Here is a 14957-nt window from a genome sequence, read left to right on the forward strand (position 1 = left end):
CATGTTGGTTTATCTGCTTGATCACAACACCTTTACAATTGATGCTTTTGAGCAAATTAACAACGATCAAAGTCAAAAGCATCTGTGTATTCTTGATTTTGAAACGCTTCCTGCGGTCTATAAGCAACTCGGGATCAGCAATAAAATCTTTGAAGAATGTCTGCTTGAGGGCGCCTCTAAATTTGAAGGTTATGATGGTTTTGATTTTATCACCATCATGGTTCCGGATCCGATCAGCCAGGATAAAAAGCCCCAGCGGATCTGTGTTTATTTTAGAGATAACTTACTATTGTTTGTTACTGACCACCGAGATTTTATCAATGAGATTGTCATCAGTACTCAATCGGAAGAAATTAAAATTCCAGCTTTGGGGAAATTTTTTCATTTATTCTTTGACAAGCTCACTTGCGACGACCGACTGATCCTTGAAGGAATCGAAGAAGAAATTTCGAATCTTGAGGAAGAATTAATCGTCTCGGCTAAAAACGATTTTGTCGATGCTCTGGTTGTTTTTCGCAGAAAGCTTCTCGGTCTCAAGCAGTATTATGAACAGCTTTTGGAAATTTCTGAAGCTATTGAGGAAAACGAAAATGGGCTGCTCAATGATGACAAGCTACGCTATTATAAAATTTTGACCAAACGCATCAACCGGCTCTACATGAGCGTGCTTAACCTGAGAGACTATGTCACCCAAGTCAGAGAAGCCTATCAGTCCCAGATGGATATTAATCTCAACAATGTGATGAAAATTTTCACCGTTGTTACTTCAATATTTTTACCGCTAACACTGATTGTGGGCTGGTATGGAATGAATATCATGATGCCTGAATTTCATTGGACCTATGGTTATCCTTTTGTCATCGTATTATCCATTAGCGTTGCCGCCGGAACCCTCATTTATTTCAAAAAAAACAAGTGGTTTTAAAAACCGCTTGTTTTTTTTTCACCAACATATGTTAATATTTTAAATGTCATCAGCAGCGAAAACTTTACTTCGACATCGTCCAACGATATGCCTAACACCTCTTCAATTCTTTTTATTCGATATTTCATCGAATTACGATGGATCTGAAAAATTTCCGAAGCCTTTGTCAGGCTGCAATCACTCAGTAGATAAATATACAAATTATGGCAATAGTCTGTTTTATATTGACAATCGTATGCCATCAAATCGAGCAAAAAAGGACTGCAGCAACTTTTTAAGTCAAATTGAGAACTGGCCATTTCCATCAGGTGATAAATGGCGTAATCATCATAATAGAAAATATGCTCTTCAGGGTTTAGCTGCGCACCCAACTCCGTGACTTTGAGGGATTGCAGATAGTACTTTTTTAGGTGCACAATATCATGAAAGGATTGACTAACGCCTGCATTCATTTGATTTTTTTTTAAAAATTCTGATAATTTCTTCCCGGTCTCTCCCCACCAAAACTCCTTTTTGTCACTAACAAAAAGAATGGTTATCTTATCTTTGTACAGAATGGATTTTTCCGTATTTAATAAACGATCGATGAAACCCTTCATATGACTTAACAGCATTCCCTTTCTGTTCTTATCACACGGACTAATGGTCAACAGTACCAAATATCTTTTTACGTTTAATTTCAAGCTTTTCGCCCGTTTCTCAATCGATTCATACTGGGTTATTTTCTCTTCAAGTAAAGCAATTAAAAAGTGTTCAAACTCGCTGTTAAACTGATCGTAATCGATTCTGTCTTTTTGCAGTTCACTGGCGACAATACTGCATAAAAACTGCAGAACCTCTAAATCCGTATCTTCAAATGATCTTTCTGATTCAACTACCGCAATATGCCCAATATTTTTATCATTGATCGTAATTTTATGAGCCATCCATCTGGTTGGCGAATAATCAAAATTCTCGATGCAGGGAGCCTCACTTTTATAGAGTCTTTCAAACACACCACTGTCATTAAGTTTTTTTAATCTTTCATAGGATTCAAAGTCTTCTTCCTGTTTGGTCGGCCAGGATGGGTCCCCCACATTCACATTTTCATTAAAAGCAAGGATGTTATACGTCAGATCGCTAATAAACATCGGATTTCCCAGCACCTCATAAGCTGTATCAATAATATGTTGGAGCCCTTTGCAGTCTAAGAGTGCTGCCACCAGCTTCGTTTTTTTATTGTTAAAATCACGTTTCATCAAAAACGCTTGATGAACTAATTCATAAATAGTTTCAATTTTTTCTGCCCTGTTCAGCAAAATATAATTTACTTTTGTCTTCATCATTTTTTTTATTGACGCATCATCTGGATCCACGATCAGCACATTTCCCGGCGCATTCAGATTTTGAATTTCCTGAAAATGCCGGGCCTCATATAGATATAAAAGATTTGGATTCATTGCTTTTATACATCCGTCAACTAATACCACATCACTTATCCATTCATATTTTTTTTCCGAAAGGTTGGTTTCTGGTCTATAATCGTCCAACACTTTTGCAATTTCACTTAATTTTATATCCATCATGATCGTCCTTAATTTTTATTTGAAAAAACGTGTTCGATTTCTACTATTATATAAAGGGCCTTAATCAAAAGCAAATTAAATCGTTGTCATTTTGCAATAAAACTCGTTGCTATTTTTTGATGTTCTGACATTGTATTAATTTTTTAATACTGATAATATTTTGTTAAATAAAATATTATCAGTAGAAAGAGGTTTAGTATGGATCCAAAATACAAAAGTATTTTTACACCCATAAAAATTGGGAATATGATTGTGAAAAATCGCATTGAGACATCCCCAGCTGCTCCCCGCCTGGCATCGGCAGAAGGCCTGGTGACACCCGAACTGATTGAGTGGACAAGAGCACTTGCCAAAGGTGGTGCCGGTATCGTAACCACAGGTATTTCGATGGTTACTCCGCCTTTTGAACATATGAGCGGTTATTGTCTCAATATTGGCGATAACAACGTCGTCCCTGGTTTGGCGGTTCTTGCTGACACAGTCCATCGATACGGAGCCAAAGCTTCCATCGAATTGGCCGGGTTCGCCATGGGCCATGATATGCCTGAGGCGGGCAAGTCACCCATCGATATGATGAGTCAGGAAGATATTGACGGCTGGATTAAAATGTTTGCAGATGCTGCTGAAAGAGCCTTGAAAGCAGGCATGGATATGATTTTGATTCATGGCGGACACGGCATTCTGGTCAGTAATTTCTTGTCCCCGGTATTTAATCACCGAACCGACAAATATGGCGGCAGCCTGGAAAATAGAGCCCGTTTCGCCTGTGAATTATTAGCGGGAATCCGAGCCCGAGTTGGCAATAAATTAGCAATCGAATTTCGTTTAAGCGGCGCTGAACTAATCCCCGGTGGTGTTGAATTAGATGAAACCATCGAATATATTAAAATGATTCAGGATAAAATAGATCTCGTCCATGTATCCGCCGGTGTTTTGCTGGATGATGAGATGGTCCCCATTACAACCCAGCCTACCTATCTAAAACGAGGATATAATATCCATTACGCAGCCAGCATTAAAAAAGCGGCCGGAATAACAATTCCGGTCACTACCGTTGGTTCTATCGATTTAAACTTAGCTGCTGAAATTATTGAAAACAATGAAGCCGATATGTGTGCGATGATTCGCACTGTTTTAGCCGATCCTCAAAGTGTCAATAAAGCGCGGACCGGAAAAGAAGAAGAAATCCGGCCATGTATCCGGTGTGTTCTTTGCTTAAACCGGACCCATGGAATGGAACCGCTGAGAATAGCCTGTACGGTAAACCCCAAAGTCGGCCGAGAGTTTGAACTAAAAGATTTCCCGACAACAGCCGAGCAAAAGAAAAAAGTCGTTATCATCGGTGGCGGTCCTGGCGGAATGGAAGCTGCCAGAACCGCTGGAGACCGAGGTCACGATGTCGTTCTCTTTGAAAAAAGCAGTCAATTGGGCGGGACCTTAAGGCTTGCGGTAACCCCCGATTTCAAAGCCGATCTTAAGAATTATTTAGAATGGGCCGTAAGAATGACCAGCCGTCATCCCCATGTTCAGCTTAAACTGGCTACCGAAGCCACCCCTGAAAAAATATTGGCTGAATCACCAGATGCCGTGATTATTGCCGTGGGTGCAGAAAGCAATATTCCCGCGATTCCCGGTTTGAACGGGAAAAATGCCGTATGGGTGGGTGACGTGGAAACAGGATCAGTCGAAGTGGGAAACGAAGTTGTTATTGCCGGCGGCGGTTTGACCGGTTGTGAAACGGCTTTGAATTTGGCTCGCAAAGGAAAAAAAGTGACCATCATCGAAATGGTCAGTGAAAAGAGAATGTTGGAACCGTCGCCAATTCCCATGACTGCTCTTTTGCAATTGCTCAAAAAAGAACATGTAACGATCCTGTCGAATCATAAATTACTGAAAGTCAATGAGCAATCCGTCATCATTGAAGGAACTGATGGTGAAAAAGAAGTTAGTTTTGATTCCTTAATCATTTCTTTGGGTGTAAAACCAAAAGTTCTGGAGGTCGCTAAATTTACTGATCTAGTAGACAATGTTTTCTGCATTGGCGACTGTACAACCAACCGGGGCACGCTTTACAATGCAACAACCGCCGGTTATAATGCCGGAATGGATATTTAGACAATCATCATTTCCGATTTCATGAATTAGCTAAACCAAAGAGACACACGCCAAGCGTGTGTCTCTTTGGTTTAGTATGCAAATCACCAAATTATCTTTTGCCGCATTTATTTCGAGTAAAGCAGCTAGTATAGAATAACGGTCTATCATTTCATGTGGTTTTAACAATTTCCCACGTAAACATACTCCAGGGATTCCCGGGCTTTTTCCGCAAGTCGATAAACTTCAGCAACCTCAGTCGCATCACGATCAAGCATTTTATAATTCGGAAAAAACCGTGTTATATGCAGGGGAATATCCTTGCTCACTGAGGCCAGCCATTTTGATAAGGCGCGAATTTCCTCAACGCTGTCGTTTTCTCCGGGAACGATCAGGGTGGTTACTTCCACATGGCTGTATTCTGTGGCTATTTGAATGGTCCGTTTCACGGTCTCCAGATCGCCCTTTAATTTGTCATAGAACTGCTGGGTGAAGCCCTTTAAATCGATGTTCAGCGCATCGATATCCGGCAATAATTCCCGCATCGGTTCTTCACAAAAGCATCCGTTCGTTACCACCACATTCTTGAGTCCATTTTTTCTTGCCTCTTTTGCACAATCCCTGACAAACTCATAGCCCACCAAGGGTTCATTATAGGTATACGCGACGCCAATATTGCCCTGATCTCTAAGTGACAACGCCTCCTCTATCAAGCTTTCCGGGCTCATCTTCCGAGCGTAAGCCTCTTCAAATCCAGCCTGTGAAATTTCATAGTTTTGACAGAAGGAACAACGCAGATTGCATCCAAAGCTGCCAACCGACAAAATTTTGCTGCCGGGGAAAAAACGACGCAGCGGTTTTTTTTCGATCGGATCCAACGCCATTGAGGTAATCAACCCATAATTCAAAGCAGTAATCGTGCCTGATTGATTAATTCGAGCCCGACAAAAACCAATACCATCTTCATTTAATTTGCAGTGATGTGGACATAACAGGCATTCTACCTTATCCATATTCTTTACCACCCTTCAATGATTTTTTCTATTTTTCCAATGACTTCCCGTAATACTTACAGCAATTAAAAAAAGGAAGCCGACCCAGCTGTCTGCTTCCTTTTCAATGTCTTTATTACTATACCCAATTTTTATCTACGACTCACTCGGTCTCCACTAAAAAGTTCTTTTCTTTTAGTTTCGCTCCAATAAATTCAAGTATTTCATCTGATGCGGCTTCTACCGTGTGATAATGGTAGCGATCGGTCAGCTTCATCAGAGGATTTGTTTTTCTTTCATCCAAACCTGCCACAAAAGCATCGACATCCTCACGTGATGCCAAAGAGAGATCCGCCTGGATTTTTCCATAAACTTTATGCATCACAAAAACGTCCTTCACCAACCCGCCAGCTTCAACAATGGTGTACAACTCATCAGCAATTTCTTCATTGGTGTGACAGACCTTAAATACTTTTTGTTTGGCAGGGGGCTCCACTAAAATATAGCCTTTATTGGTTGAAATAATATTATAGTTTGATGCCTTCAGAAGTGCAATATCCTGAACAATGCTCTGTCGACTGACATGATATATTTCTGACAAAGCGGTTCCGGAAACAGGAGCTTCAGATGCTCTCAGTTTTTTAATAATATCCTGCTGTCTTATTTCTTTTTTCATCATTCACACTCCCTTCTTTTATTTAGTATTTTATCACATATCGGACTGAAGACAACCTTTTATAATATTTGAAGGTTTTTCATCGATAAGTCAAGAATTGGTGCGGAATGCGTCAATGCTCCACAGGATACAAAATCAACGCCGATTTTGGCTATTTCTTGCAATCGTTCTGCGGTCATATTTCCTGAGCATTCTGTTACCGCTCTGCCGTCGATGATCGCAACCGCCTTTTTCATTGTGGCCGTATCCATATTATCAAGCATAATAATATCCGCTTTTGCCTCAAGTGCTTCTGCCAGCATTTCCAGATTTTCTACTTCTACTTCAATCTTGCGGACAAATGGCGCATATTCTTTTGCCGCCGCAATGGCTTCTTTTATCCCTCCGGCGGCGTTGATATGGTTATCTTTAATCAGGATTCCGTCGGAAAGATTATAACGATGATTATAGCCGCCACCGACTTTCACGGCATACTTTTCAAATATTCTCATATTTGGAGTGGTTTTTCGGGTATCCAGCAGTTTGGTCTTTTTACCCACCAGCTGTTTTGCCGCCTTTTGTGTATACGTTGCGATACCGCTCATTCGCTGCAGATAATTAAGGGCTGTACGTTCTCCTGTAAGAAGAGTTCTTGTATCTGCTGATATAACCCCGATCCGATCATTTGCTTTTACCATCTCGCCATCTTCAAAATTTCGTTTCATTTCGGCGGTATCATCCAAAAGTTCAAATACCCGCTGAAAAACATTGAGTCCGGCAATCATGCCATTTTCTTTGCAGATGAGTTCCACTTGTCCTCGGGATCCTTCAGGGATGATAGCATTTGTCGTGATATCCTCGCTGGTGATATCCTCTCTAAGTGCCAATAATATCAGCTTGTCCATGTTAAGCTTTTGTGTGATTGAATAATTCAACAACTTTGCTCCTTTCGATTTCAGCCAAGATGCTTTCTTTATAATCTTTTTTTAATTGTTCCAGATCTTTAAACTCATTGGTATTGACATAAGGCTTATTTTGTTTGCCGGTTTCGTAATTTTGGCTAATATGCGTCGCTGCACGTTTGGCAAACACGAGACTTTCCAAAAGTGAATTGCTGGCCAGTCGATTGGCGCCATGAACCCGATTGCAGCTGATTTCTCCAATCGCATATAAATGTTTCATGGATGTTTTACTGTCCAAATCGACCTTAATTCCACCCATAAAGTAATGCTGCGCTGGCGTCACGGGTATGCACTCTTTGGTGACATCATATCCTTCTTCCAGACAATGTTGGTATATATTGGGGAATCTGGTTTTAATGTTCTCGCTTCCCATCGCTTTCATCGAAAGCCAGACAAAATCACTCTCATCCTTTTCCATTTGCTCCCGAATCGCCATAGTAAGCAAATCCCTGGGCAGCAGTTCATCCACAAAGCGCTCCATTCTTCGGTTATATAAAACGGCCCCTTCCCCGCGGACGGATTCCGATATTAAAAAACGTCGGCCGGGCTTTTGAGAGTACAGGGTGGTGGGGTGAATCTGAATATAGGAGATGTTTTCCAGCTCGATCTTTCGCTTTAAAGCAATTGCCAGGGCATCCCCGGTTAAATGTCTAAAATTGGTGGAACTGTCAAACAATCCGCCTAATCCTCCGGAAGCTAAAATGACATAATCCGATTCAAACAGGTTAATATATCCCTTTCTATCGCATGCCACAACACCGGAGCACATATTATCTTCACAGATTAAATCCACCATGGTCATTTCTTCAAGGATGGTGATGTTTTTTCTTTTTTTAATCTGAGCCAGCAGTTTGCCGGTAATTTCTTTACCTGTCATATCTTCATGATAAAGAATCCTGGCCTTTGAATGGGCGCCTTCTTTCGTGAAGGCAAATTCACCATTTTTCTTTTCAAATTCGACTCCCAGCGCTATCAAATCTTCAATAATTTCTGGCGAAGTCCGTATCATGACATCCACGGAAGCTTTATCATTTTCGTAATGGCCCGCCTTTAAAGTATCTTCAAAAAAACTACTGTAATCAGCTTCTCCTTTTAACACACAAATACCGCCTTGGGCCAGATAAGAATCACTGGCATCCACTGTTGTTTTTGTTATCATTAAAATCTGTTTGTTCGCCGGCATATTAAGTGCATAGAAGAGACCCGATGCTCCCGTTCCAACAACAATGATATCGATTCTTTTATTCATTTCGCTCATCATCATTTTGACAGCTCCAGCATTTTTTCCAGTGATAATACCGCCTTAATTCTTGTTTCTTCATCTATTTCCACTTGGTTAATCATCCTGTCCAAAGCAAAAGCCACCTTTTCCAGGGTGATTTTTTTCATATTGGGACAGACCTGGGCAGAATTAACGGTGTAAAATTTTTTAGTTGGGTTCTTTTTCTTTAATTGATACAAAATACCAATCTCAGTGCCAATAATAAATTCCTCCGCATCGCTGTCTGTGGCATAATCGATAATACCAGAAGTGCTCCCCACATAATCGGCGGAAGCAATGACACCCATGGTACATTCGGGATGCACCAATACTTTTGCCTTAGGATGCGCTGCCTTAGCCTCTTCAACCTCATCAATCATTATTTCGTCATGGACATGACAAAATCCGTCATTGAAGATAAAATTCTTTTCCGGGATCATGCTTGCCACATATCTTCCCAAGTTTTCATCCGGAACAAAGTAAATATTTTTTTGCGGCAATGCCTTTATAATCTTTAACGCGTTCGATGAAGTAACACAGACATCCACATATTTTTTTATTTCAGCGGTTGAATTGATATAGCAGACAACTGCTAGATCATACTGTTTTTCTCTGACATCCTTAATTTTTTCAATGGATGCCATATGAGCCATGGGACAATCAGCTCCTGCTTCCGGCATGATGACCGTTTTACCCGGATTCAGGATTTTTGCGCTTTCTCCCATAAAAGTTACACCACAAAAAGCAATGACTTTCTGGGGCACTTCAACGGCAACTTTACTAAGGTAATAGGAATCGCCCACATAATCAGCAATTGCCTGAATGTCGTCATTCACATAATAATGCGCTAAAATGACGGCATCTTTTTCATTCTTCAGTCTTTCAATTTTTGATAGAACACTTTCCAATTTTTTCTGCCTCCTGCTTCTAATCAAGGAATTCTTTCTTAGCAGTATAGCACTTAACTTTACACTTGACAAGTTAGCTGTAAAGTTATTTATTTAACAATTATGCATCACCCTTTTCCAAACTTTACCCAACCGCCAAATGACCCTACCGATATTTTTCCATTTTTATATTTCCCTGCAGGGTCAGCCAGCCGATCATGATGCCGGCTTCATAGTGCAACTGTTTTTCAGCACTTTCTGCCAATAATTGTTCCAATAATTCTTTGTTCATATATACATCGTGAAAATATCCCAAATCATCCTGAATATTTTCAAATTCAGCAATTAATTCTTTGCTTTTCTTGGCTAAAATCGGTGACAGCAGTTCCATTATGTATCGCAGTTTTTTGCTTCTAATCCGGACTTTATGGATGTTCTCTTTGTTTTTCACATCCATTTTTTTCATGCCTTTGTTAACCTTTTTGAGCCACCGCTTCAGTTCCTCGTCGATGTATTTTTCAATCGATAAATCTAACCAGGCAGAGTCCGACCAAGGTTCATCCAAAAGCCAGATCCAAAAATCCAAAACCGTCAAGGTTAAATAATTATGCTGCAAATAAGCGGATAATGTTATTAATGCCTCTTTACGTTTACCAATGAGTCTGTTTTTTAAAAAAGCCAGCTCATCAACGGGAATAATGCTGGTATTTTCAATTTTCTCTATTTCTTCCAAGATAACATCCAATTGTCTTAATTCAGAAAATTCCAGCCCGGTTTTTCTTAACTTTTCTTGTTCTTCACCATATTTTTCATCTTCAAAAAGCGGCTTAAAGAATGCCAGGATGGCTCTTGATTTCCTTATCTTAACTCTAATTTGATGGGTGCTTTCCGGATCTTCTAAATGTGTTGAAAAATAGGTATAGGCATTTGAAATCTCATTAATACAGAATTCCAAAATTCTCTGTGCCACATCTGAAGTACAATCTTTTTGTTTTATTTTCAATTGTGCTTTTGGATGCCCCTCTTCCAAATCAATTCCCAACAGCTCCAATCCCCGCTCATATTTGCTTTTTCGATCAATCTTTAAGCTATACTTTTTAATGATTACTGCCGCCAATTTCAATAAATCGATGATGTTTCCATTTTTTAGTTTAAATTGCAATTGAAAAATCGGCTTTTTTAAATCATCGATCCATATTTCTCCCTGATCACCATCAATTTCAATCCATGTTTCATTATCCTTTAGCAAATTTATTTTTTTTCGGGTAAATGAGCTTTGAAAGATAATCGCTAATTCATTACCGCCGGCAACTTTTTCCAGTACTTTTTTAATGGCATCCTCTTTTAAAAAAGCATTGTTGGGAGCCGATTTTTCAATTCTGACACGCCACTCTTTTTTTTCCTGAATGAAATTGATTTGCTTCTTTAAATTGCGCTGATTTAGGATCGCAAGGCTGCCGTTCTCTTCTTTACGAATAGAATATTCAAACCCGGCTAAAAATAAATCTTTATTGGCATTGTCGTAATAGGTATCTTTGATTATTTTTTGATTAACCGCTGTTGATTCAAAACTTTCGATATGAAGAAATTCCGCCATTATTTGTTCAAATACCGCTGTATCTTCAATTTTTATTCTTAACACTTTTTCGATATTATCTTCCATTTTCTCTTTCTCCCACCTTTGCATTTTTATCATTATCGCTCAAAACAAATTTCTAAAATTGTGTTATTTTTGTTACATACCCGCGAATGAATTTTTCATCGATATTTTTTGTGTTTATTTTATATTTTTATCCTTCTTGATCTATCATCCAAAAATGGACTGTTGCCAAGCTCAAATTGAATAATGAGTTGGCAACAGTCCATTTATTTGGGTTTTATTTATTTTTTCATAAAAAATAAATGATTGGGATTCAGATAAACGCAAATCGGTTCTGAAGGATCTTTAATTTCATTTCGTTCTTCCCTGCTCATTTCACATTGAAAATGAAAGTCATCCAGTTTCTGCGGTCTTGAACCAAATTTCAGATATAACGATGTCCGAAATGGTCCATCAGTTTCATCTGCTATCCATACTTTAAAACAATTTTCTTTGGCGCAGTCAGCAACGACTTTAATGTGATTGGCTCTTATTCCAAGATAGCCTTCTTCCGGCTCAATTTTCATGTTTAATCTGAGTTTGATACCCCATTCTGGAACTTCAACCACATTTTCTGATAATCTGATTGATTTCGCGATATTCTTGCACCCCGTGATCTTTGCTGTTTCCCGGGAAAACGGTCTTTGAAACAACTCATTTTTCTCTCCGAATGCTTCAACTTTTCCAGCGTTAAAAACCGCGATGTTCTCACACAACTGATAGGCTTCATCCCTGTTATGGGTAACAAAGAGGGTCATTCCCTGGAAATCTTTTAAAGATTCCGCCATTTCTCTCATCATATGATTTCTAAGGTGTACGTCCAAGGCTGAAAATGGCTCATCTAACAATAAAATATCAGGTTTAACCGCTACGGCCCGGGCAAGCGCGACACGTTGCTGCTGGCCACCTGAAATTTGGGTGGGATAGCGTTTTTCGAGGCCATCCAAATTATATTTTTCCATTAGTTCAGCCACTTTATATTTTTTATCCTCTTTTGATAACTCATCCAATCCAAAGGCAATATTTTCGCTTACGGTCATATTTGGAAAAAGAGCATAATTCTGGAATAAAAACCCAATCTTTCGATCCCTAATGGGCAGATTTATTTTTTTTTCGGCATCAAAATATATTTTCCCGTTAACAATAATTTGACCTTCATCTGGTTTTACCAACCCGGCAATACAACGCAATAGCATGCTCTTTCCAGAGCCGGAAGCACCTAAGATACCAATAACATCTCTCTTTGAGTCAAGTTTTACATCAAGTTCAAACTCATAAAGTTTCTTTTTTATATCAACGAAGAAATCCATTTAATCACCCTCCGACACCGTACCGCCCTTTCTTTTTATAACTATTCCAATAGTTATTAATCACCAGAACGGTTAATGAAATTGCAAAAATAATTGCTACCCAGATCATGGCAACGTCCATTTGGCCACCCTGAGTAGCGAAATAGATTGCAATTGGAATTGTTTCTGTTTTCCCGGGGATACTTCCTGCAACCATTAGTGTCGCCCCAAACTCTCCTAAACATCGGGCAAATGATAATGCCGTAGCGGCGGCGATTCCTGGCCTGGCCAAAGGAACCACCACCTGCCAAAAAACTTTCCATTCGGAAGCGCCCAATGTTCTGGCCGCACTTATTATATTCGTATCAATCTGTTCAAAAGCCCCCATTGTTGTTTTATACATCAGGGGAAAAGCCACGACAATCGCGGCAATCACCGCTGCATACCATGAAAAAATGATATTAACTCCAAAGAGACTTGAAAATTGACCTATGGGTCCTCTTTTTCCAATCAATAAGAGAATTCCAAAGCCTGCTACCGTTGGCGGCAGAACAAGCGGTAGGGTAAGGATACTATCAATGACGCCCTTCCATTTTCCGTTATAATTTGACATCGGCCAGGCAATCGCCAGTCCCAGAAAAAAAATGATAATCGTCGCTATTACCGTGACTTTTATTGAAATCCATGCTGGTGAAAAATCAAAACTGATAGTAATCCCTCCCTTCTGTTATTTATAGAGTCGTAAATCCATATTTCACAAATACTTGTTTTGCTGCATCACTGCTTAAATAATCGACAAAAGATTTTGCTGCATCTGCATTTTTGCTTGCCTTTATAACCGCTGCGGGGTAAACAATGGCTTTATGAGAAGCTGCTGCTGCTGTTGCAATTACTTTTACTCCCGTCGATGCTTTTGCATCTGTTGAATAGACCACGCCGGCATCGACATTTCCTGTTTGAACCCAATTCAAAACTTCTTTAACATCTTTTCCGTAAACAATTTTATCCGATATTTGATCCATTACATTATAATACGTAAAGGCATCAACGGCATATTGTCCGGCTGGCACGGTTGTTGGTTCGCCAAGACCGATTGATGTGATAGAAGGATCAGTAACTTGAGCAAAATCAGTAATCGTTGTTGTTGAATCTTTCGGTACAACCAGAACTAATTCATTGCCGAGTAAATTTTTAATCGTGGTTTCATCTAATAAACCGGCATCTTTAACCGTGGTCATATCTTTTATTGCAGCTGACATGAATACATCAACATCAGCACCCTGAACGATTTGTGTGGCAAGTGTACCTGATCCGCCAAAATTAACAGCTAACGTTACATTTGGTTGTTCTTTCTGGTACAATGTCTGAATTTCTCCCATTGCATCAGTTAAACTTGCTGCAGCTGAGATCGTCAACGTAACCGGGGCTGCACTGGTTGTTGTCGACTTCGTTGCCGTTTGACAACCGGTCATAGCAAAAACAATCGACAGTAACGCTACAAGTAAAAATCCTTTTTTTAACATTTTCATTTCTTTTCTCCTTTTGTTATGTTTTATTGTGTTATAATATGTTAAGTATATATCAATATTGTGGTTAAATCAAACAAATTATGATTTTACTATGATAATATTCTTATATTGAAATTCAACATTTTAATATTAAATTCTTTTATATTTATCAAATATTGGTTATAATAAAATTAAGAAACTATAAAGAAGGTGATAGCATGATTGAAGAACTTTTATACACTCCAGAGGAAATTAGCAAGAAGCTCAGAATAACCAAAAACACTGTTTATGAAATGATTAAACGGGGGGATCTTGATGCCCACCATCTTGGCAAGCATCTCCGGATTTCTGAAGCTCAATTTGAAGCCTATTTATCAAAATCAAAAGGTTCTGAAAACAATTATCAGGGAACTGTTTTTTCTGACAATAATGATGCCTACGTAAAAATTGATGATGTAACTATCCATGTTCATACTGATTTAATGGGCGATGTTAAGCTATACATTCGTCCGGAAGATATTATTTTAAGTCTGGAATCATTCACAAGCAGTGCCAGAAATATCTATAAAGGAACGGTTGTTGACTTAATAAAAGATGAGAATAGTGTGAAAGTTGTTCTAGATATCGGCATTCCTCTGACCGCCCTGATTACTAAAACATCCTTGGAAAAAATGGATATTCATAAAGGCACTGAAGTCTATGCTGTTTTTAAAACAATGTCCGTCAATGTTTATAAATAGCTAAAAGAAATGTGTTTTCGCATTTCTTTTAGCTATTTCCCAGGCATTGATAAATAAGTATTTGTAATGTTATCATAAGGCATAATAAAAGCCACAGATTTAAATAAAAATCCGCGGCTTAATATTTTTTTAATCAACCATGACCATAACTGACGTGGCTTTAATCACTGCGGTCGCATTACCGCCAACAGCTAATCCAAGATCTTTGACAGCCGCCATAGAAATCGTTGCTGAAATAATATTGCCATTTCCAACATCAATTTTTACGATGCCATTCACCGTTCCTTCTTCGATACCGACTACTTTTCCTTTTAACTGGTTTCTTGCACTTAATTTCATTTCTTCCTCCTTTAGGAATTAGTATTATTTTTATTATTTACCCTTTAAAATTTAAATAACACTTTTCAAACATTATTTAAGCCAAATAAATAATTGTTTAG

14 protein-coding genes are annotated in these 14957 nt (G+C 38.9%); 3 read left to right on the forward strand and 11 right to left on the reverse strand.

Features of this window, described 5'->3' with window-relative positions; translation table 11 throughout:
* Position 1 precedes the first annotated feature (1 nt).
* Positions 2–925: a magnesium transporter CorA family protein gene (locus FZC41_RS06055; protein ID WP_148566503.1), complete on the forward strand. Its 924-nt coding sequence runs from the start codon at positions 2–4 to the stop codon at positions 923–925.
* Here the strand turns inward: FZC41_RS06055 and FZC41_RS06060 are convergent.
* The gene (locus FZC41_RS06060) at positions 922–2490 is read right to left on the reverse strand and encodes a PucR family transcriptional regulator (RefSeq protein WP_148566504.1); all 1569 of its coding nucleotides are present in this window, start codon (positions 2488–2490) and stop codon (positions 922–924) included. The two genes, FZC41_RS06055 and FZC41_RS06060, sit on opposite strands and share 4 nt — an antisense overlap.
* A 198-nt stretch (positions 2491–2688) precedes the next feature.
* Here FZC41_RS06060 and FZC41_RS06065 point away from each other — a divergent pair, with 198 nt between their 5' ends.
* Positions 2689–4605, forward strand: a complete 1917-nt coding sequence (locus tag FZC41_RS06065; RefSeq protein WP_148566505.1) for an oxidoreductase — start codon at positions 2689–2691, stop codon at positions 4603–4605.
* Between the two features lie 161 nt (positions 4606–4766).
* Here the strand turns inward: FZC41_RS06065 and amrS are convergent, their stop codons facing one another.
* The 9 genes from amrS to modA form a co-directional block, all read right to left on the reverse strand.
* Positions 4767–5597: an AmmeMemoRadiSam system radical SAM enzyme gene (amrS, locus tag FZC41_RS06070; protein WP_148566506.1), complete on the reverse strand. Its 831-nt coding sequence runs from the start codon at positions 5595–5597 to the stop codon at positions 4767–4769.
* A gap of 142 nt (positions 5598–5739) precedes the next feature.
* Positions 5740–6255 (reverse strand): transcription repressor NadR, encoded by a 516-nt coding sequence (locus FZC41_RS06075; RefSeq protein WP_243136659.1) that lies wholly within the window; start codon positions 6253–6255, stop codon positions 5740–5742.
* A 56-nt stretch (positions 6256–6311) separates the two neighbouring features.
* Entirely contained in the window at positions 6312–7136 is an 825-nt protein-coding gene (nadC, locus tag FZC41_RS06080) for a carboxylating nicotinate-nucleotide diphosphorylase (RefSeq protein ID WP_186855128.1), read from the reverse strand.
* 1 nt (position 7137) lies between these two features.
* On the reverse strand, positions 7138–8454 hold the full coding sequence (locus FZC41_RS06085; RefSeq protein ID WP_420797208.1) for an L-aspartate oxidase: 1317 nt from the start codon (positions 8452–8454) through the stop codon (positions 7138–7140).
* A complete protein-coding gene (nadA, locus tag FZC41_RS06090) occupies positions 8454–9362 on the reverse strand; it encodes a quinolinate synthase NadA (RefSeq protein ID WP_148566508.1) in 909 nt (302 codons plus the stop codon). Before nadA ends, FZC41_RS06085 begins: the two co-directional genes overlap by 1 nt.
* Before the next feature lie 145 nt (positions 9363–9507).
* Positions 9508–11004 (reverse strand): CYTH and CHAD domain-containing protein, encoded by a 1497-nt coding sequence (locus tag FZC41_RS06095; RefSeq protein ID WP_170253871.1) that lies wholly within the window; start codon positions 11002–11004, stop codon positions 9508–9510.
* A 218-nt stretch (positions 11005–11222) separates the two neighbouring features.
* Positions 11223–12290 (reverse strand): sulfate/molybdate ABC transporter ATP-binding protein, encoded by a 1068-nt coding sequence (locus FZC41_RS06100; protein WP_148566510.1) that lies wholly within the window; start codon positions 12288–12290, stop codon positions 11223–11225.
* Between the two features lie 4 nt (positions 12291–12294).
* Positions 12295–12978, reverse strand: a complete 684-nt coding sequence (modB, locus tag FZC41_RS06105; RefSeq protein WP_148566511.1) for a molybdate ABC transporter permease subunit — start codon at positions 12976–12978, stop codon at positions 12295–12297.
* Positions 12979–13000: 22 nt separating this feature from the next.
* Positions 13001–13798, reverse strand: coding sequence for a molybdate ABC transporter substrate-binding protein (gene modA, locus FZC41_RS06110; protein WP_148566512.1), 798 nt, complete (start codon positions 13796–13798; stop codon positions 13001–13003).
* A 197-nt stretch (positions 13799–13995) separates the two neighbouring features.
* Between modA and FZC41_RS06115 the strand changes: the two genes are divergently transcribed.
* The gene (locus FZC41_RS06115) at positions 13996–14517 is read left to right on the forward strand and encodes a helix-turn-helix domain-containing protein (RefSeq protein ID WP_148566513.1); all 522 of its coding nucleotides are present in this window, start codon (positions 13996–13998) and stop codon (positions 14515–14517) included.
* A 129-nt stretch (positions 14518–14646) separates the two neighbouring features.
* Here FZC41_RS06115 and FZC41_RS06120 read toward each other — a convergent pair whose 3' ends face one another.
* Positions 14647–14856: a TOBE domain-containing protein gene (locus tag FZC41_RS06120; protein ID WP_148566514.1), complete on the reverse strand. Its 210-nt coding sequence runs from the start codon at positions 14854–14856 to the stop codon at positions 14647–14649.
* Positions 14857–14957: the final 101 nt, after the last annotated feature.

The sequence above is a fragment of the Acetobacterium paludosum genome, from assembly GCF_008086595.1.
Taxonomy (GTDB): Bacteria; Bacillota; Clostridia; order Eubacteriales; family Eubacteriaceae; genus Acetobacterium; species Acetobacterium paludosum.